Origin of the sequence: Saccharopolyspora endophytica, from assembly GCF_018070075.1 — a bacterium.
In the GTDB taxonomy this organism is placed as follows: Bacteria; Actinomycetota; Actinomycetes; order Mycobacteriales; family Pseudonocardiaceae; genus Saccharopolyspora; species Saccharopolyspora endophytica.
Genome location: NZ_JAGPXE010000002.1, coordinates 204,933 through 228,612, shown reverse-complemented (window position 1 = coordinate 228,612; position 23,680 = coordinate 204,933). Strand labels below are relative to the sequence as shown.

Below are 23,680 nucleotides of genomic sequence, written 5' to 3'. Positions count from 1 at the left end.
GCTCATCCCCGACCCCCGAACGTCGAACCACCCACACAGCCTGCTGGCCCACAGCGCAGGCGCAACTCGGAGAAACGGGCCCGAGGCCGTCAGGCCCGCGGAGCGGACGCGCAGGAGCGCGGGTGGACGTCGGGCGCGCGGGGGCACGGGGCGGTTCTGGCCCGAACCGACCGGGCAGAGCGGGCTTGATCACCGGTCGGTTCGGACCAAAACCACCCGGCGGCACGGCTGTCGGGGGTGCGCCTCAGAGGAGGCGTTCGACCGTCTGGTTCTCCGAGGAGCGCTGGGCCGCGGCGATGATGTCCAGGGCCGTGACCGCGTCCGCCGGATCCACCGGCGCCGGGCCGTGGACCGTCAGGGCTTCGACGACCTCGTCGTAGAACGCCTGGTAGGCGCCGGGCTCGCTCGGAACCTTCCGCGCGGTCTCGCCGTCGCCGAGCTCGCCCCAGATGTCCTCGGGCTCGCGGCCCCAGGTGTCGTCCACGGGCCGCTTGCCGGCGCGGAGGTCGGCTTCCTGCGGGTCGGTGCCGTGCTTGGTGAACGTGCCCTGGTCGCCGAGCACGCGCAGGCGCGGGCCGGACACCGCCGCGAGCTTGCTCATCCACAGGTGCGAGCGGACGCCGTTGGCGTGGGTCAGCGAGACGAACGAGTCGTCGTCGGCGCGCACGCCCGGCCTGCGGCGGTCGATCTCGGCGTAGACCGAGGCGACCGGCCCGAACAGCTGCAACGACTGGTCGATGAGGTGACTGCCCAGGTCGTAGAGCAAGCCCGCGACGTCCTCGGCGCCACCGGAATCGCGCCAGGTGGGCTTGGGCTGCGGCGCCCAGCGGTCGAAGCGGGACTCGAAGCGGTGCACCCGCCCCAGCTCACCGCCGGCCAGCACCTTGCGCACGGTGCGGATGTCGCTGTCCCAGCGGCGGTTCTGGAACACCGTCAGCAGCAGCCCCCGGTCGCGGGCGTGCTCGATGAGCTCGCGCCCCTCCTGCGCGGTCGGTGTGAAGGGCTTGTCCACCACCACCGGAAAACCCGCGTCCAGCGCGGCCTTGGCGAGCTCGACGTGCGTGCGGTTGGGCGTGGTGATGACCACCAGGTCGGGCTCGCGGGCGAACAGCGCGTCCATCCCGGCCACCGGCTCGGCACCCGGGTGGTCGGCGCGCACCTGCGCCTGCCGCTCCGCGTTCGAGGTGACGACCGCGTCGAGCCGCAGCCGCGGGTTGGCGGCGATCAACGGCGCGTGGAAGATCGCTCCACCCGAGCCGTAGCCGACGAGTCCGACCTTGAGTTCGTGCTGTTCCGAGCCGTGCATGGCCCCATTAGACACGTCGCGCCGCACGGGTTCGGCAGGGCGTCAGGCCGAGACCTGGCGCGGTGGGCGGGCGTTGTCCTGCCCCGGGCAGACCAGGCCGGTCTCGTAGGCGAGGATCACCAGCTGCGTCCGGGAGGAGATCTGCAGCTTCTGCATCACGTGGTAGAGGTGCGATTTCACGGTCAGCTCGGCCAGACCCAGGTTGCGGGCGATCTCGGCGTTGGAGCCGCCGCGCGCGACCTCCAGCAGCACGTCCACCTCGCGCTCGGTGAGCACGGACAGCTCGCTGCGGGCGTCGCGCACGCCCAGCGCCGCGAAGCGCTGGAGCAGCCGCTTGGTCACCCGGGGCGCCAGCAGCGCCTCGCCGGCCGCGACCGTGTGCACGGCCTTGACCAGCTCCTCGGGACTGGCGTCCTTGAGCAGGAAGCCGCTGGCTCCGGCGCGCAGCGCGCCGTAGACGTACTCGTCGAGGTCGTGCACCGTCAGCATGATCACCGATGTGGTGCCATCGGTCTCCGCGAGGATCTCCTGGGCCGCGGCGATGCCGTCCTTGCCGGGCATCCGCACGTCCAGCAGCACCACGTCCGGGCGTCGCCGCCGCACCGCGGCCACCGCCGAGTCACCGTCGGAAGCCTCCGCCAGGACGCGCAGTCCCGGCTCGTTGGACAGCAGCGCGACCAGTCCCGCGCGGATCATCGCTTGGTCATCGGCAACCAGGACGGTCGTCTCCGCAGTTCCCACCGAGCCTCCTAGGTCCTGGCGGCCTGACATTTCGGCTCAGGCCAGGTCCGAATTTTCCGGGCACGGTAACACGGCCTCAAGGCGAAAACCGTTCATGACTGGATGTGCTGTCAAAGTTCCACCCAGCAGCGCAACGCGTTCCCGCAGGCCGATCAATCCGTGACCCGACTGTTGGTGCGCAGGCCGCTGCTTCTGGTCGTCCAGCGCGCTGAGCTCGTTGGTGACCTCGATGCGCACCGTGGTGGGCGCGTACTCCAGCAGCACCCGCGCGCGACCGGCTCCGGCGTGCTTGAGCACGTTGGTCATCGCCTCCTGGGCGATGCGGTAGGCGGTCATCTCCACGGCCTGCCCGAGCTCGCGCACCGGGCCGCGCCGGTCCAGCTTCCAGGTCACCTGCCCGCCGCGGACCGAGTCCACCAGCGCGTCCAGGCCGTCCAGGGTGGGCGTGGGCTGCCAGTCGACGGTCTCCTTGCCGGTCACGTCGCGCTCGCGCAGCGCGGTGAGCATGTCCCGCATCTCCCCCAGCGCTCCCCGCGAGCTGCTCTCCAGCTCCTGGAGCGTCTGCCGGGCGTGGTCGGGATCGCGATCGATCACCGCCCGCGCCACGCCCGCGCGCAGCGCCACCACCGAGAGGTTGTGCGAGACGATGTCGTGGAACTCCCGCGCTATCCGGGCGCGTTCGATCGAGGCGGCGTCGGCGGCCAGCTGATCGCGCGCCTCGTCCAGCAGCGCCAACGTGCGTTCGAGCTGATCAGCGCGCCTGCGGCCGATCTGCACCGCGTAGGCCAGGCCCACGACGATCACCAGGTTCACCACGGCCCCGATGACCCGCAGCGCGCCCATCAGCGGACCCATCTCGTAGGCGATCGCGTCGGCGACCGGGTAGAACATCGCCAGCCCCGCGGCGGCCACCATCATCGACGGCGTGCTGCGCACGCAGACCGAGTACAGCGCGACCTGGATGACCAGGTTCAGCGCACCGATGCTCAGCTGGAAGGCGCTCAGCCCGGACGCAGTCGCGACCAGCACGAACAGCACCGTCCACGGAGCCCGTCGGCGCAGCGGCAGCAGCAGACCGGCCGGGCCGCCGATGGCCATCGGCACCCACCACGGCATCCACGGCGGGTGGTCGGCCAGCGCGGCGTCGAAGACGTACAGCACCGACGCGGCGAGCACGAACGCGACGTCGCCGAGCGTCACGCGATGGGTGAGCGCCCACTGCCAGAACCCCGACCTCGAACGGGACAGCACCAGCCTGCCGACGACCTGATCCATCGCACCTGCCTGTCTGCAACGGGGCTCACGGAGCCGCGTGCGGCCCCGTCGGCAACACGCGCCGCGAACACCGGAGTCGGGGGTTCCGGCATCCGCGGCACGCCGCTCCCGTCGCACCGGCACGCCGAACGACGGGCCCAAGATCTTGCCCGCCGTTCGGCCCCACCTCATCCGTCGAAAGTGGGAGTGTAGAACGCTCCGTGTCGAACCGACGACTGATCAGTGGCCGCGAGCCACCCATTCGTCGAATTGCGGACGGACGTCGCCGATCGTCGTCGACTCTCCGTGTCCAGGGTGGACCTTGGTCTCCGGCGGCAGCGGCAGCAAGCGATCCCGGATCGAACCGGTGATCACGCCGAAGTCCGAGTAGGAACGCCCGGTCGCACCCGGACCACCGGCGAACAGCGTGTCGCCGGTGAACACCACGCCCTCGTTCGGCGCGTAGAAGCACACCGCGCCCGGCGCATGGCCCGGCGTGTGCAGCACGTGCAGCTCACCGCCGCCGACCTCGATCACCTCGCCGTCGGCCAGCTGCCGGTCGGGCTCGCGGTCGGGGTGGGTCATGTTCCACAGCACCAGGTCGTCCGGGTGCAGGTGGATCGGGGCGCCGACCGCGTCGGCCAGTTCCGGCGCCCGGCGCACGTGGTCGTCGTGAGCGTGCGTGCACAGCACGGCGCGCACCTTCCGGTCACCGATCAGCTTCTGGATCGCGGGCACGTCGTGCGGCGCGTCCAGCACCACGCACTCGGCGTCATCGCCGATGACCCAGGCGTTGTTGTCCACTTCGAACGTCTGGCCGTCCAGCGAGAAGGTTCCCGACGTGACCGCGTGGTCCATTCGCAAAGTCATCTTCACCACCAGGATTCGGGGTTCGGGGTTTGAGGAGGTGTTCCTGGACGTGCGCGAGCGGCGGACCGCCACGCAGGACGAGTCCAGCAACGGGTTCTCAGAAGGTCACCACGGAGCGGAGGACCTCTCCGCGGTGCATCTTGCCGAACGCCTCCTCGACGTCGCCGAGGGCGATCTCCTCGGTCACGAACTTCTCCAGCGGCAACCTGCCCTGCTGGTACAGCTCGATGAGCATCGGGAAGTCGCGTTCCGGCAGGCAGTCGCCGTACCAGGACGACTTGATCGCACCGCCGCGGCCGAAGACGTCCAGCAGCGGCAGGTCCAGCGTCATCTCAGGCGTGGGAACGCCCACCAGGACCACGGTTCCGGCCAGGTCGCGGGCGTAGAACGCCTGCTTGAAGGTCTCGACCCTGCCGACCGCGTCGATCACCACGTCCGCGCCGAAACCACCGGTGAGCTCCCGGATCGCTTCGACGCTGTCCTGCTCGGCGGCGTTGACCGTGTGCGTGGCGCCGAAGCCCTCGGCCCAGCTCAGCTTCTTGGGGTCGGTGTCCACCGCGATGATGCGCCGGGCACCGGCCATCGCCGCTCCGGCCACGGCGCCGTCGCCGACACCGCCGCAACCGATGACGGCCACGCTGTCGCCCGGCCCGGCCTGGCCGGTGTTGACCGCCGCGCCGATGCCCGCCATCACGCCGCATCCCAGCAGCCCGGCCACCGCGGCCCGCGCCGAGGGATCGACCTTCGTGCACTGACCGGCGTGGACCAGCGTCTTCTCCGCGAACGCGCCGATCCCCAGCGCCGGGGACAGCGGCGTGCCGTCGGTCAGGGTCATCGGCTGGGAGGCGTTGTGGGTGTCGAAGCAGTACTGCGGACGACCGCGCTTGCAGGCCCGGCAGACCCCGCACACCGCTCGCCAGTTCAGCACCACGAAGTCACCGGGCTCGACGTCGGTGACGCCCTCGCCGACCTGCTCCACGACACCGGCGGCCTCGTGGCCGAGCAGGAACGGGTACTCGTCGCTGATGCCGCCCTCGCGGTAGTGCAGGTCGGTGTGGCAGACCCCGCACGCCTGGACGCGCACGACCGCCTCGCCGGGCCCCGGATCGGGGACCCTGATCGTCACCACCTCGACCGGCTTGCCCTTGCCGGCCGAAACCACCGCCTGCACGTCGGACACGACTGCCTCCTGGGACCGCGTTGTCGGGATTCGCTGCGCAATGGCGCAGCCACATCGTCATATGCGCGACCGGCCATCACAAGGGCTCGCCGCGCGCGTCGCCGAACGATGTTGAACACGTTGGGTTACGTGACGACTACTGTACGATTTCGGTGGAGAGGGAGAGGGAGAGCATGGTCGACACGCGCAAGGCGGCTGTCCGGGAAATGGACATCGGACGTCCCGCCGCCGCCAGGATGTACGACGCGTTCCTCGGAGGTTGTCACAACTTCGGAGTCGAACGCGCCATGGTGGAGCGCATCGGCACAGCCCTGCCCGGCATCACCGGCACCTACCAGGAGAACCGCGCGTTCCTGCGCCGAGCGGTGGAATACCTGCTCGCGCACGGTGTCCGGCAGTTCCTCGACCTGGGCTCGGGCATCCCCACCATCGGCCACGTGCACGAGGTGGCGCGCCGGCGCACCCGCCACTTCCGGGTCGTCTACGTGGACAACGAGCCGCTGACGGTCGCGCACAGCAAGCCGCTGCTCGCCGCCGAGATCAACGCCGCCATCACCCACGCCGACATGCGCGATCCCCAGTCCGTTCTGGAGTCCGCCGAGGTCAGGGCGCTGCTGAACCTGGACGAGCCGGTCGGGCTGCTGATGGCCGAGTACCGGTCCCGGCTCGCTCCCGGAAGCCACCTGCTAGTCTCGCACGTCACCGGCAGTCACGACCCGGCCTCCGCCCGCACGCTCACCGAGCACTACGCGGAAACCTCGGACCCGCTCTTCTCACGCGACACCGACCGCATCGAGTCCTTCTTCGGCGACTTCACGCCCGTTCCCCCCGGCGCCACCTACCTGAGCGACTGGCGTCCGGACCCGGGCACGCGGACCACTGCCCCGTACCGCCTGATGTTCGGTGGCCTCGCGCGGAAGTGACGGGCCCGGTCAGCGCCGGACGAACATCAGCAGGATCGCGGCGGTGATGGCGCACACCCCTGCGGCGATCCACGCGCCGGTGAGGCCCGCGTGCTCGGCGATGAGTCCGAACAGGAGCGGACCGAGGCTGCCGCCGAAGTAGATGCCGGTCTGGGTGAAGGAGGTCGCGCTGGCCACCCGGTCCGGGGCGATCTTGGCGACGGCGAAGTTCAGCAGACCCGGCCACGCCCAGCCCGCGCCGAAACCGATGGCCACGCCGATGAGGAACACCATCGGCGAATCCACCGCCATCAGCCCGAAACCCAGCGAACCGATCAGCAGCATCACCGTGATGACGCGGATCAGGTTGGGGTTCTTCCGGTCGGCGGTCACACCGGCGGCCAGCCGGATCGTCAGCCCCACGGCCGAGCCCAGCGACAGCACCAGCCCGGCGGCCCACGGGCTGAAGCCCACCTCGACGGCGGTGGTGGTGACGAAGGCCCCGAGCGCGTTGGCCGCTGCCGAACCCAAGCCGCCTGCGATCGCGATCAGCAGCAGTGCCGTGAACTTCCCGTCGGCGCCGGCCGAACCCGGGCGGGTGGCCTGGGACCGCTCGGCCTGCGGCAGCTTCGGCACCGCCACGGCCGCGACCAGTCCGATCACGCCGGCGATCAGGAACACCCAGCGCCAGCCGACGGTGAGCGCGATGGCGGGCACCGCCACGCCCGCCAGGAGCGTGGCGGCCGGGATCGACGACTGCTTCACGCCGAAGCCCATTCCCCGGTGGTGCGCCGGAACTCCTTGTGCGATCAGCAGGTTCGAGGCCGGTTGCGCCAACGAGTTGGGCAACCCGGCCAGCCACAGCAGTCCCATCAGCCAGACCGCGTTCGGCGCGGCGGACAGCCCGAACAGGCACAGCGAGCTGCCGAGGACGCCGATGCGCATGCCGAGCCGGGCGCCGATGCGCTCGACCACCCAGCCCATGCCGCGCGAGGACACCGACGCCACGCCGAAGAACCCGGCCGCGCCCACGCCCAGCAGCGCCGCGCCGAAGCGCAGGTCCTGCTGCAACTGCACGCCCAGCCCGCCGACGAGGAACACCGGGAACACCCCGACGGTCACCACCGCGGCCACCGACGAGAGCACTCGCGGTATTCCGACGCTGCGCTGTTCGACCGCCACGGCTGACATCAAGGCCCCTTCGTCCCAGGTCCTGCCAGCCTCCGGCGCCGAACGATCCTTAGCAAGGCTAAGGTGACGAACCAGTCATCCCCGGAAGGCCGGGATCCCGGTCAGCGCCTGGCCGATGGTCAGCGCGTGCATCTCGCTGGTGCCCTCGTAGGTCAGCACCGACTCCAGGTTCGTCATGTGCCGGATCACCGGGTACTCCAGCGAGATCCCGTTGGCGCCCAGGATGGTCCGCGCGGTGCGGGCGACCTCCAGGGCACCCCGGACGTTGTCCAGCTTGCCGAAGCTGACCTGCTGCGGGCTCAGCTGCCCGGCGTCCTTGCGCTTGCCCAGGTGCAGCGCGAGCAGCCTGCCGTTCTGCACCCGCACGGCCATGTCGGCCAGCTTGGACTGGGTGAGCTGGAAACCGGCGATCGGGCGTCCGAACTGCTCCCTGCTCGTGGCGTAGTCCAGCGCGGCTTCCAGGCAGCTGCGCCCGGCACCCACCGAACCCCACACGATGCCGAAGCGGGCCTCGTTGAGGCAGGACAGCGGTCCGCGCAGGCCGGTGACCTCGGGCAGCACCGCATCGGCCGGCAGCCGGACGTCGTCGAGCACCAGCTCGGCGGTCACCGACGCGCGCAGCGAGAGCTTGCGCTTGATCTCCGGAGCCGAGAAGCCCGGCGTGTCGGTGGGCACCACGAAGCCGCGCACGCCCTCGTCGGTCTGCGCCCACACGACCGCCACCGAGGCGATGCTGCCGTTGGTGATCCACATCTTGCGGCCGTTGAGCACCCAGTCGGAGCCGTCGCGGCGAGCGGCGGTGCGCATCGACGACGGGTCCGAGCCGTGGTCGGGCTCGGTCAGGCCGAAGCACCCGATCGCCTCACCGGCGGCCATGAGCGGCAGCCAGCGCTGCTTGTGCTCCTCCGAGCCCCAGCGCCAGATCGCGTACATCGCCAGCGACCCCTGCACCGACACCAGCGAGCGCAACCCGGAATCGCAGGCTTCCAGCTCCTCGCAGGCGATTCCGTAGTCCACAGCGGACAGACCGGCGCAGCCGTAGCCCTCCAGGTGCATGCCCAGCACGCCGAGCTTGCCCAGCTCCCTGGCCAGTTCGCGGGCCTGCGGGAACTCGCCGTTCTCGTACCACTCGGCGACGTGCGGCTGCACGTGGTCGCGGCACAGCGCGCGCACGCTGTCGCGGATCGCCAGCTGTTCCGGGGTGAATTCGGCGTCGATGCCCAGCGGGTCGTGCGGGTCGAACTTCGGGCGGTTTCCACCGGCGCTCATTGCGGGTCCCTCCTGGACGAGATCGGGGGAAGCTGTTGTTCGGGGTCCTCCAGCCACGCGAGGACCTCCTTGTCGTGCTCGCCGAGCAGCGGCGGCGCGGTCACCTCGGCGCTGCCGTGCCCGGAGAAGTCGATGGGCATCCGCACCTGCATCGCGGCGCCCCCGCCTGGGTCGACCATCGGCCGCAACCCCAGCGACTCCGCGTAGTGCACGGCACCGGACAGATCGTTGACCTGCCCGCACGCGATGCCCACGCCCTGCAACCGCTGCTGCCAGTCGGCGGCCGTGCGCGCGCCGAGCACGTTCTCCAGCCTGCTCAGCATCTCCTCGCGGTGGGCGACCCGCTGGGCGTTGGTGGCGAACTTCGGGTCGTCGGCCATGGACACCAGACCCAGCGCCTCGCTGAGCTTGCGGAACTGCGCGTCGTTGCCGACCGCCACGGCCAGGAAGGCGTCCTCGCAGCGCAGCGTCTCGTAGGGGGCGATGCTCGGGTGCTGGTTGCCCATCCGCTGCGGCGCGATGCCGGTGGTCAGCAGGCTCGACATCTGGTTGGCCAGCGAGCCCAGCAGGCTGGACATCAGGTTGACCTCGACGTGCTGGCCCCGGCCGGTCATCTCCCGGTGGCGCAGCGCGGCCATGATGCCCAGCGCCGCGTCCTTGCCGGTGAGCACGTCGACCACGGCGACGCCGACCTTCACCGGTGGCCGCTCGGGCTCACCGGTGATGCTCATCAGGCCGCCCAGGGCCTGCACCACGAAGTCGTAGCCGGGAAGCTCGGCGCCTTCCTGGGAGCCGAACCCGGAGATCGAGGTGTAGATCAGCCGCGGGTTGAGCTCGTGCGCGGACTCGAAGTCCAGGCCGTGCTGCGCCAGCGAACCGACCTTGAAGTTCTCGACCAGCACGTCGGCCCGCCGGACCAGCTCGCGCGCGGCGGCCCGATCCTCGTCCCGGGACAGGTCGAGGCGCACGCTGCGCTTGCCGCGGTTGACGGATTCGAAGTAGGAGGAGCTGTTCTCGGTCCAGGGCGGACCCCAGGAGCGCGTGTCGTCCCCCGTGCCGGGGCGTTCCACCTTGATCACGGTGGCCCCGAGGTCGGCCAGCAGCATCGTGGCGTACGGCCCGGCCAGCACCCGGCTGAAGTCGGCGACGACGACGCCGTCCAACGGCAGCGCTTCCATGACCCCACCCTTCCGACGGCGCGCGCGCAGCGACGTTCTTGCGCGTCCGGAAATTTGGATCCAATATACAGTTGATCGATGCGCGGTCAAGCCGTTCCGAGCGCCCGCGTGTCCGCACCCGACGCTGGAGAACTTCGATGCGCAGACCGCCGACCACTCAGGCCTTCGTCCTCGATGAGCTGCGCAGATCCATCGTCTCGGGAGAGCTCTCGCCGGGCCAGCCGATCCGCCAGGACACGATCGCGGCCGGCCTGGGCGTCAGCCGCGTGCCGCTGCGAGAGGCGTTGAAAACGCTCGAAGCCGAAGGGCAGGTCGTCTACCAGCCGCACCGGGGCTACTCGGTGGCCGAGCTGTCGCTGGCAGACCTGCTGGAGGTCTACCGGATGCGGGAGCTGCTGGAGTCCGAGGCGGCGCGGGTGGCCACCGAACGGCTCACCGACGCCGATCTGACGCGCATCACCGACGCGGGCCAGGACGTGGAGAAGGCGGCCGAGGACGGCGATCTGGTGGCGATGATCGCGGCCAACCGCCGCTTCCACTTCGCGCTGCTGGAACCGTCCGGGATGCCGCGGCTGCTGCGCGTGGTGCGCACGCTCTGGGACGCGACCGACGCCTACCGCGCCGTCTACTACAACTCCGGCACCAACCGGGCCCGCGTCCGCCGCGAGCACGAGGCCATCATCTCCGCGGCGGAGAACGGCCGCGCCGAGGACCTCATCCACCTCCTCGCCGAGCACCGCGACCACGCGGTCGACGCCCTGCGCGGCACCATCGGCGAGGAGGGCCAGTCCGGACCGGGCGAATGATCACGGCCGGTCCGGACGCCTGGGATCACTCGTAGTCGTAGAAGCCCGCGCCGGTCTTCTTGCCCTTGATGCCGGCGTCGACCATGCGCTTGAGCAGCGGCGGAGCGGCGTAGGTGGGCTCGGCGTACTCCTCGTACATCGAGTCGGCGATGGCCTTGAGGGTGTCCAGGCCGACCATGTCCGACAGCCGCAGCGGACCCATCGGGTGGGCGCAGCCCTGCACCATGCCGTTGTCGATGTCCTCGGCGCTGGCGTGCCCGGCCTCGAACATGCGGATCGCCGAGAGCAGGTAGGGCACCAGCAGCGCGTTGACGATGAACCCGGAGCGGTCCTCGGCGCGGATGGTCTCCTTGCCCAGCTGCTCGGTGGCGAAACCGCGGGCGCGCTCGACGGTCTCCTCGCTGGTGAGCAGCGACGGGACCAGCTCGACCAGGTTGAGCACCGGAACCGGGTTGAAGAAGTGCACGCCGATGACCTTGTCGGGGCGCTTGGTGGCGCCGGCGAGCTTGGCGATCGGGATGGACGAGGTGTTGGAGGCCAGGATCGCCTCCGGGTCGGTGAGCAGCTCGTCGAGCTCCTCGAACAGCGTGAGCTTGAGGCCCTCGTCCTCGGCGATCGCCTCGATCACCATGTCGCGGTCGTCGAGGTCGGCGAGGGTGGTGGTGAAGTGCAGGCGCTCCTGGGTCGCGTCGCGCTCGGCCTCGGTCAGCTTGCCCTTCTGGACCGCGCGGTTGAGCGACTTCCACAGCCGAGAGCGAGCCGCCCGTGCCGCGTCGTCGTCGATCTCGCGAACGATCACGTCCAGACCCGCGCGGGCGCCGACCTCGGCGATGCCCCCGCCCATCTGCCCGCCACCGACGACTCCCAGGCGTTCGATCTTGGTCACCACACAGTTCCTTCCGCTCCCGGCCGCACTGCCGCTACGCGACGTTATCCGGCTCGGATCATGCCAAAAACCGCCGAACGGGACCGATCAACAGTGCGCGAAGGCACACCCGGGTGCGCAGAGAGCCGGGTCCGCGTGCGAACCCGGCTCCCGGTCGTCCCCCGACTGTCCGACCCTGACCCCCTGTGCGGTGTCGAGGTTACCGCACTGTGCGTGTCCGGGCGCATGCGCTCCGGACATGCACAGTGGACGATCATTTCGGTCGAACAACGCCACGATCAGCGCTAACGGGCATCCATGCATCCGGCTGCAATAATCCGCCACCATGAGCAACCAGATGCCGCCGCTGCGTCGTCGGATGGTTTCGCGCGATCCCGAGGAGGGGCACCGCGCGGCGACACCGCTGGAGCTGCTGTTCGACCTGTGCTTCGTCGCCGCCGTCGGCCAGGCCGCCGTGCAGCTGCACCACGGGCTCAGCGAAGGGCACTTCGCACCCACCTCGATCGGCTACATGATGGTCTTCTTCGCCATCTGGTGGGCGTGGATGAACTTCACCTGGTTCGCCTCGGCCTACGACACCGACGACGTGCCCTACCGGCTGCTGACGCTGCTGCAGATGGGCGGCGTGCTGGTGCTGGCCGCAGGGGTGCCCGCGACGTTCCACGACTACGACTTCCTGGTCGTCACCATCGGCTACGTCGTGATGCGGGTGGCGATGATCGCGCAGTGGTTGCGCGCCGCCGCCGAGCATCCCGAGGGGCGCTCCTGCGCGCTGCGCTACGCCGGTGGCATCGCGGTGGTGCAGGTCGGCTGGTTGCTGCGCCTGCTGCTGCCGCACCCCTACGGCGAGGTCGGCTTCCTGCTGCTGGTCGTGGCGGAGCTGGCGGTGCCCGCCTTCGCCGAGCGCCACGCGCCGACGGCGTGGCACCCCCACCACATCGCCGAGCGCTACGGCCTGTTCACGATCATCGTGCTCGGCGAGGTCGTGCTGGCGGTGACCGCTGCGATGCAGGAGGACGTCGCCGACGGCGGGTGGTCGGCCGGACTGCTGGAGATCGGCGTCGGCGGCCTGTTGATGATCTTCGCGATGTGGTGGATCTACTTCAAGCACTCCCACGTCCAGCGCCTTCGCGAGAACCTCCGCGGTTCCTTGACCTGGGGGTACAGCCACATCTTCGTGTTCGCCTCGGTCGCGGCGGTCGGCGCCGGCCTGGAGGTGGCCATCGACGCCGACGCGCACAAGGCGCACATCAGCGAGGTCTCGGCCGCGCTGACCGTGGCCGTGCCGCTGGTGGTGTACCTGCTGCTGACCGGACTGCTGCACAGCAGGTTCGCCGACGCGGGCGGGCGTTCGGCGCTGATCTCGGCGGTCGGTTCGGTGCTGCTGCTGGGCACCGCGCTGCTGGCGCACACCCTCGGCGTCTCCTCGGCGGTGCTGCTGCTCGGCGTGCTGATGGCGCTGCTGCTGACCGTCGGGCTGGTCACGCAGCGGGAACCGGTCAGCGAAGCCGGGTGACCGCGGTTCGGGACACCTCGTTGATGTCCTCGACGGCCTTGCCGTAGCCGACCGAGCTGGACTGGGCGGTGAGCAGGGCGACGACGTAGCGGCGCTCGGAGTCGACGACGCCCGCGCTGTGCACCCAGACCTTGCCCTTCTGGCAGCACATCCAGCCGGATTTCACCGCCTGCGCGTCCACCGCCATCAGCCCGAACTTCTGGTTGACCCCGTCCGCCGCGCGGCTCGGGGCCGCGTGCAGCGCGTCGAGGACGAAGTCGCGGTCCGCGGCCGGCATCTGGGCGAGAAGGTACTGGTAGACGGCGGCCATGTCGCGAGCCGAGGTGACGGTGTCGCCCCAGCGGCCCGGCTCGTCCGGCGGCCGGGTCTGCTGGAGCTTCATCCGGTCCGCAGCGGCCGTGATCAGCGAGGACCCGCCGTAGCGGTCCCACAGGGCGTTCATGGCCTGGTCGTCGCTGGGCCCGAGGGCCCGCCGCAGGGCGAACCGGTCCTGCGGGGTGACCCGGTGGCGTTCGAGCAGTTCGACGGCCACGATGACCTTCGACAGCGATGCGGAGTACATCGGTTGCTGCGCCAACCTGCCGTAGGCGACTTCGCCGGTCGCGCGGTCCAGGATCGCGACCCCCAAGGGGTTTTGCTGAGCGTCCGCCTGCTGGTCGACCGAGGCTGTGGCGGCGGCGGGAACTCCGGTGGGCTTCGCTCGGGTCTCCGAGGCCCTCTGCTGGTCCTGGAAGGTGGCCACGGCGGACGGCGCGCAGCCGACGAGCAGGACCGACAGCGCGGCAGCGGCCACCCCGACCGCGCCGTGGCGCGGCGGCGGAGAAGCCGACTTCCTGCCTAACACACGAACCCCCCGGTCGTGACGTCCGGTGTTGTGAACCCGATTCACAACCCCGTCTGGTCACGACAGCACAGGAGGGGCGAATTCGCAGGTGGAAGCCTTTCGTCCCGCTTCCGGGTGCCGGTGCGGCGCTAAACCACCCGATGGGTACCGCACCGGCGACCGGACGTCGCTCGCGCGGCACCGGTTCGGCGAGCAGGACACCCACACGGTGATCGATGTCGTCGCGAACCTCGCGCACCGCGTCCACTCCCCGGCCGGCCGGATTCGCGTGTTCCCAGAACACCGGGCACGAGCGCATCGGCGGCCGGCTCGACGTCGTTGCTCGCGGCGGTGACCGACTCCGGGGTTCTCAGGAGCCGGTCGCCGCCGCGATCACGTCACTGGGGCGGGTTCTCGCAGGAGGGGTTGAGGATCTTCTGGATCTCGGGCGAGTCCAGGTTCTCCTTGGTGATGAGGGTGGCGCCGGTGTCGGTGCTCGGGGCCTGCTCGCCCGTGCCCCGGATCTTGGCGACCGCGGTGTTGACCGCCGCGTAGCCCATCTTGAACGGGTTCTGGGCGATCAGACCGGTGATCACGCCGTCCCGCAACGACTGGATCTGGCCCTCCGAGGTGTCCCAGCCGATGATCTTGACCTGCCCGGTCTTGCCGGACTGGCGGACCGCCTCGGCCGCGCCCAGCACGCTCGGCTCGTTGGCCGCGTAGATGCCGTTGAGGTCCGGGTTGGCCGTCAGGATGTCCTGGGTGACCTGCAACGCCTTGTTGTAGTCGCTGTCGCTGGACTGCTGCGCCACCAGCTGCAACCCGGGGTTCTTGGCCAGGCCGTTCTTGAAGCCCTGCCCGCGGGTCTCGTTGGTGCTGGTGCCGGCCTGGAACTCGATGAAGGCGACCTTGCCCTTCCCGCCCAGCTGGCGCGCCAGCTCGTCGGTGCCCTGCTCGGCCGCGGCGACGTTGTTGGTGGCGAACACCGGCACGTCCGGCGGCTGCGGGGTGGTGCCGGAGTCCATGTTGACGACCGTGGTGCCCTGGCCCTGCGCTGTCTTGGTGACGTCCGACAGCGCCTTGGCGTCGGTGGCCGCGTAGACCAGGCCCTTGACGTTGCCCTGGGCGAGCATGTCCTGCAGCAGGCTCTGCTGACCGCTGACGTCGCTCTCCGCGCTCACGCCGTCCCACTGCAGCTCGACGTCCTTCTGCTTGGACCCGGCGCACTCGGCGCCGACGCGGACCTTCTCCCAGAAGTCGAAACCGATCGCCTTGGGCACCACCGCGATCTTGATCGGGCCGCCGGACTCCTGCCCGCCGCCGGTCTGCTCGCGCACGCCGACGCTGCAACCGGTGGCCGCCAGCGTCAGCATCACGCACGTTGCGGTCAGAACCTTCTTCATCGCAGAGCTCCCTTGCTCCTAGCGAAAGTGGCTATCCGACGTCGCCGCCGAGCTTGCGGCGCTGGTAGTAGTCCCACCAGACGGCCAGCCAGATGATCACGCCGATCAGCACGTTCTGGTAGAAGGTGCCGATGTTGAGCTGCACCGCGCCGTTGCGGATGACCGCGACCAGGAAGGCCCCGATCAGCGAACCGAGCACGGTGCCGCGGCCGCCGAAGAGGCTGGCGCCGCCGATGACGACCGCCGCGATCACGTCCAGCTCCAGGCCCTCGCCGAAGTTCGGCTGGCCGGAGTTGATCCGCGACGCCGCGATCATGCCGCCGAGCCCCGCCAGCGCACCGGAGAGCACGTACACCGAGGTGATGTAGCGCTTGACCGGGACGCCGGACAGCCGCGCGGCCTCCATGTTGGAACCCATCACGTACGCGTAGCGGCCGAGCCGAGTGCGGGTGAGCACCACGTACCCGAGCAAGGCCACCACGATGATGAGCAGCACCGGGATCGGCAGGATCCCGACGACGCCCTGCCCGAGCAGCCGGAACGAGTCCGGCGCGCCGAACACCGCGACCGCACCGGTGGCGATCAGCACCAAACCACGTCCCACGCTGAGCATGCCCAGCGTGGCGATGAACGGCGGCAGCCCCACCACCGACACCAGCAGGCCGTTGACCAGGCCCGCCAGCGCACCCACGACGAGCCCGCCGACGACACCCAGCAGCGGGTTGAATCCGTACTCGGCCATCAGCAGCACGCCGATCACACCGGAGAGCGCGGCCACCGAGCCCACCGACAGGTCGATCCCGCCGGTGATGATCACCAGCGTCACGCCCACCGCCATCACCGCGTTCACCGAGGTCTGCGACCCGAGGTTGAACAGGTTGTCGGCGGTGAGGAACGACGGCGCGACGATCGACAGCAGGATGAACACGACGATCAGCGCGCCGGCCGCCGCGACCTGGGAGACCGCGCCGGAGAGCCGGTCGCTCAGCCCGCCCAGCAGGCCGCGGTCCCCATTGGACGGTGCCTTGGTCTGCTCAGTCATGGTTGCCCTTCGCTCCGGTCGCGAGTGCGACGACGCGTTCTTCGGAGAACTCGGTCCGCTGGACCTCGCCGGTGATCCGGCCACCGCGCATCACCAGGATCCGGTCGCACATGTTCAGCAGCTCCGGCAGGTAGCTGGAGATCAGCACGACCGCTTTTCCCCGCTCCGCGAGGGAATCCAGCTGCTGGAACATCTCCGACTTGGCCCCGACGTCCATGCCACGGCCCGGCTCGTCGAAGAACAGCACGTCGGCCCCGGTCTCCAACCAGCGCGCCAGCACCACCTTCTGCTGGTTGCCGCCGGAGAGGGTCTGCGCGTGCCGGCCCACGCGCGGGACGCGGATGCGCAGCGAATCGCGCTGGCGCTCCGCGATGCGCCGTTCGCCCTGCAGGTCGATGAGCCCGTAGCGCAGCATCGGCAGCTTGGCCATCGTGATGTTCTTGTCCACGCCCAGCTGCATCGCCAGGCCGTCGGTCTTGCGGCTCTCGGTGAGGTAGCCGATCCCGGCGGCGATGGCGTCGGCCGGTCCGCGGATGCGCAGCTTGCGACCGTCCATTGTGATCGTTCCGCGTTCGGGCGGTTCGGCGCCGAAGACCGCCCGGGCCAGCTCCGTGCGCCCGGCGCCGACCAGACCGGCCAACCCGACGATCTCCCCCGCGCGGACCTCGAAGGACACGTCGCGGACCTGCTCGCCCCGGGTGAGCCCGTCGACCTTCAACCGCACCTCGCCGGGCGGCTGGTGGGTGCGCGGGTAGAGGTTGGAGACGTCGCGGCCGACCATCAGCTGCACCAGCCGCGCCTCGTCCAATCCGTCGACCGGGCTGGTGTCCACAACGGTCCCGTCGCGCATCACGGTGACCCGGTCGCCGATCTCGAAGATCTCGTCCAGCCGGTGCGAGATGTAGAGGACAGCGATGCCCTGGGCGGTGAGCTCGCGGACGATGCCGAACAGCTCCTCGGCCTCGCGCTCGGTCAGGCTCGCGGTCGGCTCGTCGAGGATGAGCACTTTCGCCTGCACCGCCAGGGCTTTGGCGAGCTCGACCCGCTGCTGCTCCGCTGTGGACAGCAGCGACACGCGACGCCCGGGGTCGACGTCCAGGCCGACGCGGGCGAGCAGGTCGCGCGCGGCCCGGCGCTCGGCGTTGCGGGAGATCAAGCCACCCCGGCCGGGTTCGTGCCCGATGAAGAGGTTCTCAGCGACCGACAGGTCCGGGGCGAGGGCGAACTCCTGGTGCACCATGGACACGCCGAGCCGCCGCGCCGATCCGGGCCCCTGGTAAGTGACCCGTGCTCCGTCCAGTTCGACGTGACCGCTGCTGGGCTGTTCGATCTGAGCGATCATCTTCATCAGCGTCGACTTGCCCGCACCGTTCTCACCTGCGAAGACGTGCACTTCGCCCGGTGCGATCTCCAGAGTGACGCCGTCGACGGCCACCACCCCGGGGAACCGCTTGCCGACGCCGCGCAGCGCCACTGCCGGGCGTTGTCCGCTGGCTGTCACGGCGTGCCTCCCTCGATCCGCTGCGAGCGTGCTCCAGGTCACGGTGCGCCGGATCATACCCACAGCGCGGCTCATCGTGAAAGGGCTGGAACGAAGCCAAGTAACCGATTACCGGACCGGCTCGACGGTGCGAATTCGAGCGACCGCCGGACGAGGAAGCGGAGGTTACGTAAGCTTTCCGTCGGGACAACGCACACGCGACCACCGATGATCTAGGGGGCGAGGACGCCGTGCAGCCGTTGCTGGCCAGCGATCCGACCAGGGTCGGCGACTACCGGCTGCTGGCACGTCTGGGCCGCGGCGCGATGGGCGGGGTCTACCTCGGCCGCTCGCGCGGTGGCCGCGTGGTCGCCGTCAAGGTCATCCGCGCCGACCTCGCCGAGGACCCGGAGTTCCGCGAGCGTTTCCGGCGCGAGGCCGACGCGGCCCACGCGGTCGGCGGGTTCTGGACCGCCGCCGTCGTCAACGCCGACCCGGACGCCGAACAGCCCTGGCTGGCCACCGAGTACGTGCCCGGACCGACGCTGCACCAGGCCGTCGCCGATCACGGCCCGCTGCCCGAGGCCACCGTGCGCAGCCTGGGCGCCGGGCTGGCCGAGGCGCTGGTGGCCATCCACAAGGCCGAGCTGGTGCACCGCGACCTCAAACCGGCCAACGTCCTGCTGGGCCCGGACGGCCCGCGCGTCATCGACTTCGGGATCTCCCGGGCGATGACCGGCCACTCGCTGACCGCGACCGGCATCTTCCTGGGCACCCCCGGGTTCTTCTCGCCCGAGCAGACGCTCGGCAGCGACGTGGGTCCGCCCAGCGACGTGTTCTCCCTCGGCGCGGTGCTCGTGTTCGCCGCCGCCGGCTGCGGACCGTTCGGCGAGGAGAGCACCGCCTCCCTGCTGTACAAGGTCGCGCACGCCGAGCCCGACCTGGAGAAGGTGCCGGAAGGGCTGCGACCGCTGCTCGCCGAGTGCCTGCACAAGGACCCGGCGGCCCGCCCGACCCCGGCGCAGATGCTGGACCGGATCGGCGAGACCAGCCCGCAGGGCAGCAGCTGGCTGCCGCCGACGATCACCGCGGTCATCGCCCAGCACTCGACCGAGCTGCAGCGCACGGTCCAGGTCCCGGACACTCCCCCGCCGCAGCCGGTCCCCGCCGCACCGCAGCAAGCACCCAGGCCGGTCACCCAGGCCTACACCCAAGCGCCGCCGGTCGCCGCGCCCGCGCAACCGGCGGCCGCACCCGCGCCGCAGATGCGGGACAAGATCGTCCCGTCCCCGCCGCAGAAGCGCCAGACGCAGGCGCAGCAGCAGCACGCACCTCGCGTGCGACGGGACGGACCGGGCCCGGAGTTCCGCACCCGGGGACGGGTGTCCGCGGCGATGTGGACCGCGGTCTTCGCCCTGCTGCTGGTCGCGGCGTTCTACCTCTCCGACCACATGGACATCCCGTTCGCCCACGGGTCCGTGTCCATGAACCCGGACCGGTTGGCCGTCTTCCGGATCGGTGCGCTGCTGCTGCTGTTCGGCGCGATCTGGTCCTGCGGCCGGATGCTGGCGCCTAGCCTGCGGTTGAAGGTCAACTCCGACGGCGTCGTGGTCCACCGGATGGGCCTCACCCGCGAGATCCCGTGGCAGCAGGTCTCGCGGGTCGGCGTGGTCGGCAAGGGCAAGTCGACGTCCCTGGCGGTCTGGCTGGCCGACGGTTCGGCTCCGCGCTCGTCGGTGTGGCACCGGGTCCGGCGCTACCACGGCGGCGCGCGGATCTACCCGGTCGGCGCGACCGGCGGATTCATCTCCCGGCGGCAGGAGGCCCGGCGGCTGCGCGGGGCCCTGGAGCAGTACGCCCGCGGGCGCTACGACTCACGCATGCTCTGAAGCCGAGAGAGCACAACGAAGCGTCGTTTTCACTCGAATTTACGCAACGAAGCGACGCAACAAGCAAGGCTTGACGACTGAAATCCACTGGACCGTCGACATAGCCTTGTGCTCATGGCTACCGCCCACCACCTCGACACCGAGTCCCGCGCCGGAGAGTTCCTGGCGCTCGACGAGCGCTACAGCGCGCACAACTACCACCCGCTCCCGGTCGTGATCGCCGAGGCCGACGGCGCCTGGATGACCGATGTGGACGGACGGCGCTACCTGGACTTCCTCGCCGGCTACTCGGCCCTGAACTTCGGGCACCGGCACCCCGATCTGGTCGCCGCCGCGACCGAGCAGCTCGGCAAGCTCACGCTGACCAGCCGCGCGTTCCACCACGACCAGCTGGGACCGTTCTGCCGCGAGCTCGCCGAGCTCACCGGCACCGACCGGGTGCTGCCGATGAACTCCGGTGCCGAGGCGGTCGAGTCGGCGATCAAGATCGCCCGCAAGTGGGCCTACCAGGTCAAGGGCGTGCCGGAGAACCAGGCCGAGATCATCGTGGCCGGCTCGAACTTCCACGGCCGCACCACGACCATCGTCTCCTTCTCCACCGACCCGGACGCGCGCGCCGAGTTCGGCCCTTACACCCCCGGCTTCACCGTCACCGACTACGGCGACGCCGCCTCGGTCGAGGCCGCGATCAGCGAGCGGACCGCGGCGGTGCTGGTCGAGCCCATCCAGGGCGAGGCAGGCGTGGTCGTGCCGCCGGCCGACTACCTGCCCCGACTGCGGCGGCTGTGCGACGAGCACGGCGCGCTGCTCATCTGCGACGAGATCCAGTCCGGCCTCGCCCGCACCGGCGAGCTGCTGGCCAGCGCCCACGACGGGGTCCGCGCCGATCTCTACACGCTGGGCAAGGCGCTGGGCGGCGGCATCCTGCCGGTGTCGGCGGTGGTGGGCCGCGACGACGTCATCGGCGTGCTGCAGCCCGGTCAGCACGGCTCGACCTTCGGCGGGAACCCGCTGGCGGCGGCCGTGGGCCGCGCGGTGATCCGGCTGCTGAGCACCGGCGAGTTCCAGGAGCGCTCCCGCGACCTGGGCGCTCACCTGCACGCGCGCCTCGCCGACCTGATCGGCAACGGCGTGGCGCAGGTGCGCGGCCGGGGCCTGTGGGCGGGCGTGGAGATCGCGCCCGGCGGCCCGGCGGGTCGCGAGGCCAGCGAGGCGCTGATGGCCAAGGGCGTGCTGTGCAAGGAAACGCAGGACACGACGCTGCGCATCGCCCCGCCGCTGACGATCACGCGCGACGAGCTCGACACCGGCATCGACGCCATCGCCGAGGTCCTCGCGAAGTAGCCGCCGAGCGGTGTGCTCCGAACCGTCCGGGCGCAGTTCGGAGCACACCGCCGCGCGCGGTTCAGGACTTGGTGAGGTCCCGGGACAGAGCGGTGAGGCGGCTGATCGCCCGCAGGTACTTCTTGCGGTAGCCGCCCTGCAGCATCTCCTCGGTGAACAGGCCCGACAGCGGCGCGCCCGAGACGCGGACCGGGATGGCCCGGTCGTAGAGGCGGTCCGCCAGCGCCACCAGGCGCAGCGCCACGTCCTGGTCCGGGGCCGCGTGCACGCCCGAGAGGTGCACGGCGGTGATGTCGTCGACGAGCCTGCCGTACTTCGAGGCGTGCAGACCGGCGAGGAAACCGCAGAGCTCGTCGAAGTCGTCGAGCGTCGACCCGTCGGTGGCCTCGGCGAGCCGGGACAGCTCGTCATCGGCCATCGGCGGCGGCGCGTCCGGCAGACCGCGGTGCCGGTAGTCCGGCCCGTCGACCCGCACCACGCCGAACCGGGCCGACATCGCGTGGATCTCGCGCAGGAAGTCCGCTGCGGCGAACCGGCCCTCGCCCAGCTTGTCCGGCAGCGTGTTGGACGTGGCCGCCACGTGCACACCGGCGTCGGTGAGCTTCGCGATCAGCTGCGTGACCAGCATCGTGTCACCCGGGTCGTCCAGCTCGAACTCGTCGATGGCCAGCAGCCGGTGCTGCGAGAGCCGCTCGACGGTCGCGGCGAACCCGAGAGCGCCCACGAGGTTGGTGATCTCGACGAAGGTGCCGTAGGACTTGGTGCCCTCGGTGGCGTGCCACAACGAGGCCAGCAGGTGGGTCTTGCCGACGCCGAACCCGCCGTCGAGGTAGAGCCCGCGCTTGTCGCCATCGGTCTTCTTCTTGCCGCCGAACATCCCGCGCAACCAGCCGCCACCACCACCGGCGGAGGCGTTGATCCGCTCCGCGAACGCCGCGCAGTCCCGCACGGCCTGCGCCTGGCTGGGCTCGTCGGGATTGGGGATGTAGGTCTCGAAGCGCGCCGCCTCGAAGCGGGGCGGCGGCGTCATCGCCTGGACCAGCTCGTCCGGGGTGATCTCTGGACGGCGGTCGACCAGACGGGCGAAATTCATGCGACCGACTCTATAACCGGACACCGCTGAGCCAGGTCCTCACGTCACGTGCCACTCGTCACCCGTGGTGGGATGGATCTGTGGTCGATGAGCTCTGGCCGGTGGACGGCGCACCAGAAGCGGACGAGCGCCTGGAGGCGCACTACGCCTACCCCGAGACCCTTCACCGCCCGTGGGTGCGGGTGAACTTCGTGTCGAGCCTGGACGGCGCGGTCACCTCCGGCGGCAGCTCCCGGCCGCTGTCGGATCCGGTGGACCGCCGGGTGTTGAGCCTGATCCGCGATCTCTCCGACGTGATCCTGGTCGGCGCGGGCACCGCCGTCGCCGAGGGCTACCGGGGCGTGAAGCGCAACGCTGTCCGCACCGAGCGCCGCGCCCGCCTGGGACTGTCCGAGGTACCACCGATCGCTCTGGTCACCGCGAGCGCCGCCCTGCCGCTGGACTCGCCGCTGCTGACCGACACGCTGGTGCCGCCGATCGTGCTCACCTGCGAGTCCACACCCGCGCAGCGGCGGGCCGCGCTCGCCGAAGCCGGTGCCGACGTGGTGATCGCGGGCACCGACCGGGTGGACCTCGCCGCCGCCATCGACGCGCTGGGTCGGCGGGGGCTTCGCCGGATCGGCTGCGAGGGCGGTCCGCAGCTGTTCGGCGGCCTCGTCGACGCCGACTTGGTCGACGAGCTCTGCCTGACCCTGTCCCCCATGCTGACCAGTGGGGACGCCGGTCGGATCGCGGAAGGCGGTGGCGTGGAGCCGCCGCACCGGATGCGTCTGGAGTCGGTGCTGCACTCGGATTCGCTGCTGTTCCTGCGTTACGGAAGAATGCGGGAGTGACGGATGTGGCGAAACGCCGACGCTGTCACCCGAGGCACCCGAATGGTGCCGCGATCGCATCTGGGACACCCTTCGGACCAGGTGCGGGCACTTACTCGCGCCACACCTCGCCGACATTCCTCGGCGTACCGGGAAGGAGCTGGATTTCCATGGCCCAGAACAGCGACACGTCGTCCGGCCAAGCCACCCAGCAGACGGGGGCTCAGAGCAGCGAGCGGCGCATCCCGGACACGCGCAGCGGCGGATCGCCCGCGCGCACCGCCGACGAGGGCTCGCAGGGCAAGACGACCATCGCGGCGTCGGTCGTGCAGAAGATCGCGGGCATGGCGGCCCGCGAGGTCTCCGGCGTCCACGCGATGGGCGGTGGCGTCTCCCGCGCCTTCGGCGCGCTGCGCGACCGGATCCCCGGCGGCAGCGGCACTTCCTCCACCTCGGGCGTGCAGGTGGAGGTCGGCGAGAAGCAGACCGCGGTGGACCTCGACCTGGTCGTCGAGTACGGCGCGTCCATCGTGGACCTCTCGCGCGCGGTGCGGCGCAACGTGATCACCGCCGTGGAGCGGATGACCGGTCTCGACGTCATCGAGGTCAACATCGTCGTCAACGACATCCACCTCCCCAGCGATGACGAGGAGGAAGCGCCGCAACAGGCGCAGTCGCGCGTCGAGTGACGTCGT

The 23,680-nt window shown here is 70.5% G+C and carries 21 protein-coding genes; 7 read left to right on the top strand and 14 right to left on the bottom strand.

Translation table 11 applies throughout. The features are described 5' to 3' along the window. Positions 1-244: 244 nt before the first annotated feature. The 5 genes from KBO27_RS05190 to KBO27_RS05170 all read right to left on the bottom strand — a co-directional run bounded on the left by KBO27_RS05190 (position 245) and on the right by KBO27_RS05170 (position 5,351). Entirely contained in the window at positions 245-1,306 is a 1,062-nt protein-coding gene (locus KBO27_RS05190; RefSeq protein ID WP_210968805.1) for a Gfo/Idh/MocA family protein, read from the bottom strand. Positions 1,307-1,348: 42 nt separating this feature from the next. Continuing rightward, on the bottom strand, positions 1,349-2,047 hold the full coding sequence (locus KBO27_RS05185; RefSeq protein WP_132685481.1) for a response regulator: 699 nt from the start codon (positions 2,045-2,047) through the stop codon (positions 1,349-1,351). Positions 2,048-2,083: 36 nt separating this feature from the next. Further along, the gene (locus KBO27_RS05180; RefSeq protein ID WP_210968804.1) at positions 2,084-3,322 is read right to left on the bottom strand and encodes a sensor histidine kinase; all 1,239 of its coding nucleotides are present in this window, start codon (positions 3,320-3,322) and stop codon (positions 2,084-2,086) included. A 219-nt stretch (positions 3,323-3,541) separates the two neighbouring features. Then, positions 3,542-4,171 (bottom strand): MBL fold metallo-hydrolase, encoded by a 630-nt coding sequence (locus KBO27_RS05175; RefSeq protein WP_210968803.1) that lies wholly within the window; start codon positions 4,169-4,171, stop codon positions 3,542-3,544. 97 nt (positions 4,172-4,268) lie between these two features. Further along, positions 4,269-5,351 carry an S-(hydroxymethyl)mycothiol dehydrogenase gene (locus KBO27_RS05170; protein ID WP_210968802.1) on the bottom strand — a complete coding sequence of 361 codons (1,083 nt, stop codon included), beginning with the start codon at positions 5,349-5,351 and terminating at the stop codon, positions 4,269-4,271. Positions 5,352-5,524: 173 nt separating this feature from the next. Here KBO27_RS05170 and KBO27_RS05165 point away from each other — a divergent pair, with 173 nt between their 5' ends. Beyond that, positions 5,525-6,274, top strand: a complete 750-nt coding sequence (locus KBO27_RS05165) for an SAM-dependent methyltransferase (protein ID WP_210968801.1) — start codon at positions 5,525-5,527, stop codon at positions 6,272-6,274. Positions 6,275-6,283: 9 nt separating this feature from the next. Here KBO27_RS05165 and KBO27_RS05160 read toward each other — a convergent pair whose 3' ends face one another. From KBO27_RS05160 to KBO27_RS05150, 3 genes are all read right to left on the bottom strand, one after another. Continuing rightward, positions 6,284-7,444: an MFS transporter gene (locus KBO27_RS05160; protein ID WP_210968800.1), complete on the bottom strand. Its 1,161-nt coding sequence runs from the start codon at positions 7,442-7,444 to the stop codon at positions 6,284-6,286. Between the two features lie 75 nt (positions 7,445-7,519). After that, positions 7,520-8,713 (bottom strand): acyl-CoA dehydrogenase family protein, encoded by a 1,194-nt coding sequence (locus tag KBO27_RS05155; protein ID WP_210968799.1) that lies wholly within the window; start codon positions 8,711-8,713, stop codon positions 7,520-7,522. After that, positions 8,710-9,891 carry a CaiB/BaiF CoA transferase family protein gene (locus KBO27_RS05150; RefSeq protein WP_210968798.1) on the bottom strand — a complete coding sequence of 394 codons (1,182 nt, stop codon included), beginning with the start codon at positions 9,889-9,891 and terminating at the stop codon, positions 8,710-8,712. Before KBO27_RS05150 ends, KBO27_RS05155 begins: the two co-directional genes overlap by 4 nt. 137 nt (positions 9,892-10,028) lie before the next feature. Between KBO27_RS05150 and KBO27_RS05145 the strand changes: the two genes are divergently transcribed. Continuing rightward, on the top strand, positions 10,029-10,697 hold the full coding sequence (locus KBO27_RS05145; protein WP_210968797.1) for a GntR family transcriptional regulator: 669 nt from the start codon (positions 10,029-10,031) through the stop codon (positions 10,695-10,697). A 25-nt stretch (positions 10,698-10,722) separates the two neighbouring features. Here KBO27_RS05145 and KBO27_RS05140 read toward each other — a convergent pair whose 3' ends face one another. After that, positions 10,723-11,583, bottom strand: a complete 861-nt coding sequence (locus tag KBO27_RS05140) for a 3-hydroxybutyryl-CoA dehydrogenase (RefSeq protein WP_307870245.1) — start codon at positions 11,581-11,583, stop codon at positions 10,723-10,725. 325 nt (positions 11,584-11,908) lie between these two features. On the opposite strand from KBO27_RS05140, the gene KBO27_RS05135 reads away from it, so the two are divergent. Then, positions 11,909-13,099: a low temperature requirement protein A gene (locus KBO27_RS05135; protein ID WP_246536310.1), complete on the top strand. Its 1,191-nt coding sequence runs from the start codon at positions 11,909-11,911 to the stop codon at positions 13,097-13,099. Here KBO27_RS05135 and KBO27_RS05130 read toward each other — a convergent pair. The 4 genes from KBO27_RS05130 to KBO27_RS05115 all read right to left on the bottom strand — a co-directional run bounded on the left by KBO27_RS05130 (position 13,083) and on the right by KBO27_RS05115 (position 17,868). Next, the gene (locus KBO27_RS05130) at positions 13,083-13,943 is read right to left on the bottom strand and encodes a serine hydrolase (protein WP_210968795.1); all 861 of its coding nucleotides are present in this window, start codon (positions 13,941-13,943) and stop codon (positions 13,083-13,085) included. The two genes, KBO27_RS05135 and KBO27_RS05130, sit on opposite strands and share 17 nt — an antisense overlap. A gap of 377 nt (positions 13,944-14,320) precedes the next feature. Further along, positions 14,321-15,325 carry a sugar ABC transporter substrate-binding protein gene (locus KBO27_RS05125; protein ID WP_210968794.1) on the bottom strand — a complete coding sequence of 335 codons (1,005 nt, stop codon included), beginning with the start codon at positions 15,323-15,325 and terminating at the stop codon, positions 14,321-14,323. Positions 15,326-15,356: 31 nt separating this feature from the next. Next, complete coding sequence (locus KBO27_RS05120) at positions 15,357-16,367, bottom strand: ABC transporter permease (protein WP_210968793.1); 1,011 nt, start codon at positions 16,365-16,367, stop codon at positions 15,357-15,359. Then, the gene (locus KBO27_RS05115) at positions 16,360-17,868 is read right to left on the bottom strand and encodes a sugar ABC transporter ATP-binding protein (protein WP_307870244.1); all 1,509 of its coding nucleotides are present in this window, start codon (positions 17,866-17,868) and stop codon (positions 16,360-16,362) included. Before KBO27_RS05115 ends, KBO27_RS05120 begins: the two co-directional genes overlap by 8 nt. A gap of 230 nt (positions 17,869-18,098) precedes the next feature. Here KBO27_RS05115 and KBO27_RS05110 point away from each other — a divergent pair, with 230 nt between their 5' ends. After that, a complete protein-coding gene (locus tag KBO27_RS05110; RefSeq protein ID WP_210968791.1) occupies positions 18,099-19,736 on the top strand; it encodes a serine/threonine-protein kinase in 1,638 nt (545 codons plus the stop codon). 114 nt (positions 19,737-19,850) lie between these two features. Next, positions 19,851-21,080, top strand: a complete 1,230-nt coding sequence (gene rocD / locus KBO27_RS05105) for an ornithine--oxo-acid transaminase (RefSeq protein ID WP_210968790.1) — start codon at positions 19,851-19,853, stop codon at positions 21,078-21,080. A gap of 61 nt (positions 21,081-21,141) precedes the next feature. On the opposite strand, the gene zapE is transcribed toward rocD, so the two are convergent. Beyond that, positions 21,142-22,173 carry a cell division protein ZapE gene (gene zapE / locus KBO27_RS05100; protein ID WP_210968789.1) on the bottom strand — a complete coding sequence of 344 codons (1,032 nt, stop codon included), beginning with the start codon at positions 22,171-22,173 and terminating at the stop codon, positions 21,142-21,144. 80 nt (positions 22,174-22,253) lie between these two features. Here zapE and KBO27_RS05095 point away from each other — a divergent pair, with 80 nt between their 5' ends. Beyond that, the gene (locus tag KBO27_RS05095; protein ID WP_210968788.1) at positions 22,254-23,006 is read left to right on the top strand and encodes a pyrimidine reductase family protein; all 753 of its coding nucleotides are present in this window, start codon (positions 22,254-22,256) and stop codon (positions 23,004-23,006) included. A 149-nt stretch (positions 23,007-23,155) separates the two neighbouring features. Next, positions 23,156-23,674 carry an Asp23/Gls24 family envelope stress response protein gene (locus KBO27_RS05090; protein ID WP_132672667.1) on the top strand — a complete coding sequence of 173 codons (519 nt, stop codon included), beginning with the start codon at positions 23,156-23,158 and terminating at the stop codon, positions 23,672-23,674. Positions 23,675-23,680: the final 6 nt, after the last annotated feature.

Coding starts and splice junctions, on each gene's coding strand:
- KBO27_RS05190 (WP_210968805.1), bottom strand. CDS start 1,306: ATGCACGGCTCGGAACAGCACGAACTCAAGGTCGGACTCGTCGGCTAC.
- KBO27_RS05180 (WP_210968804.1), bottom strand. CDS start 3,322: ATGGATCAGGTCGTCGGCAGGCTGGTGCTGTCCCGTTCGAGGTCGGGG.
- KBO27_RS05175 (WP_210968803.1), bottom strand. CDS start 4,171: ATGACTTTGCGAATGGACCACGCGGTCACGTCGGGAACCTTCTCGCTG.
- KBO27_RS05165 (WP_210968801.1), top strand. CDS start 5,525: ATGGTCGACACGCGCAAGGCGGCTGTCCGGGAAATGGACATCGGACGT.
- KBO27_RS05160 (WP_210968800.1), bottom strand. CDS start 7,444: ATGTCAGCCGTGGCGGTCGAACAGCGCAGCGTCGGAATACCGCGAGTG.
- KBO27_RS05155 (WP_210968799.1), bottom strand. CDS start 8,713: ATGAGCGCCGGTGGAAACCGCCCGAAGTTCGACCCGCACGACCCGCTG.
- KBO27_RS05150 (WP_210968798.1), bottom strand. CDS start 9,891: ATGGAAGCGCTGCCGTTGGACGGCGTCGTCGTCGCCGACTTCAGCCGG.
- KBO27_RS05145 (WP_210968797.1), top strand. CDS start 10,029: ATGCGCAGACCGCCGACCACTCAGGCCTTCGTCCTCGATGAGCTGCGC.
- KBO27_RS05135 (WP_246536310.1), top strand. CDS start 11,909: ATGAGCAACCAGATGCCGCCGCTGCGTCGTCGGATGGTTTCGCGCGAT.
- KBO27_RS05125 (WP_210968794.1), bottom strand. CDS start 15,325: ATGAAGAAGGTTCTGACCGCAACGTGCGTGATGCTGACGCTGGCGGCC.
- KBO27_RS05120 (WP_210968793.1), bottom strand. CDS start 16,367: ATGACTGAGCAGACCAAGGCACCGTCCAATGGGGACCGCGGCCTGCTG.
- rocD (WP_210968790.1), top strand. CDS start 19,851: ATGGCTACCGCCCACCACCTCGACACCGAGTCCCGCGCCGGAGAGTTC.
- zapE (WP_210968789.1), bottom strand. CDS start 22,173: ATGAATTTCGCCCGTCTGGTCGACCGCCGTCCAGAGATCACCCCGGAC.
- KBO27_RS05090 (WP_132672667.1), top strand. CDS start 23,156: ATGGCCCAGAACAGCGACACGTCGTCCGGCCAAGCCACCCAGCAGACG.